Raw genomic sequence first — 2,663 nt, forward strand, 5'->3', positions numbered from 1 at the left:
GAAAAGAACCCCGGAGAGGGGAGTGAAATAGAACCTGAAACCGTGTGCGTACAAGCAGTAGGAGCTCCGCAAGGAGTGACTGCGTACCTTTTGTATAATGGGTCAGCGACTTACTGTTCGTGGCAAGCTTAACCGTATAGGGGAGGCGAAGGGAAACCGAGTCTGATAAGGGCGCATAGTCGCGGGCAGTAGACCCGAAACCGGGTGATCTAGTCATGCCCAGGGTGAAGGTGCGGTAACACGCACTGGAGGCCCGAACCCACTCCCGTTGCAAAGGTAGGGGATGAGGTGTGATTAGGAGTGAAAAGCTAATCGAACCCGGAGATAGCTGGTTCTCCTCGAAAGCTATTTAGGTAGCGCCTCATATGTATCCTCTCGGGGGTAGAGCACTGTTATGGCTAGGGGGTCATCGCGACTTACCAAACCATTGCAAACTCCGAATACCGAGACGGACTGTATGGGAGACACACGGCGGGTGCTAACGTCCGTCGTGAAAAGGGAAACAACCCAGACCCACAGCTAAGGTCCCAAATTCAGTGCTAAGTGGAAAACCATGTGGAAAGGCACAGACAGCCAGGAGGTTGGCTTAGAAGCAGCCACCCTTTAAAGAAAGCGTAATAGCTCACTGGTCGAGTCGGTCTGCGGGGAAGATTTAACGGGGCTAAGCACTGAACCGAAGCTTGGGGTGCATAACTTTGTTATGCGCGGTAGAGGAGCGTTCCGTAAGCCTGCGAAGGTGGATTGAGAAGTCCGCTGGAGGTATCGGAAGTGCGAATGCTGACATGAGTAACGATAATGCGGGTGAAAAACCCGCACGCCGAAAGCCCAAGGTTTCCTTGCGCAACGTTAATCGGCGCAGGGTGAGTCGGCCCCTAAGGCGAGGACGAAAGTCGTAGTCGATGGGAAGCAGGTTAATATTCCTGCACCTCGCGTAAGTGCGATGGAGGGACGGAGAAGGTTAGGTGTACCGGGCGTTGGTTGTCCCGGGGAAAGGCGGTAGGTTTGGATCTTTGGCAAATCCGGGATCCTTTAAGACCGAGCACCGAGACGAGCCTTTAAGGCGAAGTCACTGATACCACGCTTCCAGGAAAAGCTCCTAAGCTTCAGCTTACGCAGACCGTACCGTAAACCGACACAGGTGGGTAGGATGAGAATTCTCAGGCGCTTGAGAGAACTCGGGTGAAGGAACTAGGCAACATGGCACCGTAACTTCGGGAGAAGGTGCACCCTTTTTGGTGGCTCGTGCGAGCTATAGCTGAAGAGGGTCGCAGTAACCAGGCCGCTGCGACTGTTTATCAAAAACACAGCACTCTGCAAACACGAAAGTGGACGTATAGGGTGTGACGCCTGCCCGGTGCTGGAAGGTTAATTGATGGGGTCAGCCGCAAGGCGAAGCTCTTGATCGAAGCCCCAGTAAACGGCGGCCGTAACTATAACGGTCCTAAGGTAGCGAAATTCCTTGTCGGGTAAGTTCCGACCTGCACGAATGGCGTAACGACAGCGGCGCTGTCTCCACCCGAGACTCAGTGAAATTGAAATCGCTGTGAAGATGCAGCGTTCCCGTGGCAAGACGGAAAGACCCCGTGAACCTTTACTATAGCTTTACACTGAACGTTGAGTTCGTCTGTGTAGGATAGGTGGGAGGCTATGAAACCATGGCGCTAGCTGTGGTGGAGCCATCCTTGAAATACCACCCTGTCGTGCTTGACGTTCTAACCTGGGCCCATTATCTGGGTCGGGGACCGTGTATGGTGGGTAGTTTGACTGGGGCGGTCTCCTCCTAAAGAGTAACGGAGGAGCTCGAAGGTACGCTCAGCGCGGTCGGACATCGCGCACTGTGTGCAAAGGCATAAGCGTGCTTGACTGCAAGATCGACGGATCAAGCAGGTAGGAAACTAGGACTTAGTGATCCGGTGGTTCTGTATGGAAGGGCCATCGCTCAACGGATAAAAGGTACTCCGGGGATAACAGGCTGATACCGCCCAAGAGTTCATATCGACGGCGGTGTTTGGCACCTCGATGTCGGCTCATCACATCCTGGGGCTGTAGTCGGTCCCAAGGGTATGGCTGTTCGCCATTTAAAGTGGTACGCGAGCTGGGTTCAGAACGTCGTGAGACAGTTCGGTCCCTATCTGCCATGGGCGTTGGAGATTTGAGAGGGGCTGCTCCTAGTACGAGAGGACCGGAGTGGACGAACCTCTGGTGTTCCGGTTGTCACGCCAGTGGCATTGCCGGGTAGCTATGTTCGGAAGCGATAACCGCTGAAAGCATCTAAGCGGGAAGCGCGCCTCAAGATGAGATCTCCCGGGGCACAAGCCCCCTGAAGGAACCATGTAGACTACGTGGTTGATAGGTCAGGTGTGTAAGTACAGCAATGTATTGAGCTAACTGATACTAATGATCCGTGCGGCTTGACCATATAACCTCAAGTTGCCTTGGCTTTACGACAACGTCGTAAGAGCATCCAAGTGCACGCTACGTCACAAGAACTATGCGAGGCTGGCGCCTTGTCCCTCGGGACGAGTGCGACTCTCCAAAAGCCTCCCTGGTGAAATTAGCGCTGTGGAACCACCCGATCCCATCCCGAACTCGGAAGTGAAACGCAGCTGCGCCGATGGTAGTGTGGCTCAAGCCATGCGAGAGTAGGTCATCGCCAGGGTTTA

2 rRNA genes (1 of these 2 cut by a window edge) are annotated in these 2,663 nt (G+C 54.2%); both read left to right on the forward strand.

From position 1 onward, the window contains the following. Positions 1 to 2,419 (forward strand): 23S ribosomal RNA (locus ABE543_RS18575) (it extends 461 nt beyond the left edge of the window). A 125-nt stretch (positions 2,420 to 2,544) separates the two neighbouring features. Next, positions 2,545 to 2,659: ribosomal RNA gene (gene rrf / locus ABE543_RS18580) — 5S ribosomal RNA — on the forward strand. Positions 2,660 to 2,663 lie beyond the last annotated feature (4 nt).

Origin of the sequence: Stenotrophomonas sp. TWI169 (assembly GCF_039674705.1) — a bacterium.
Classification (GTDB): domain Bacteria; phylum Pseudomonadota; class Gammaproteobacteria; order Xanthomonadales; family Xanthomonadaceae; genus Stenotrophomonas; species Stenotrophomonas maltophilia_P.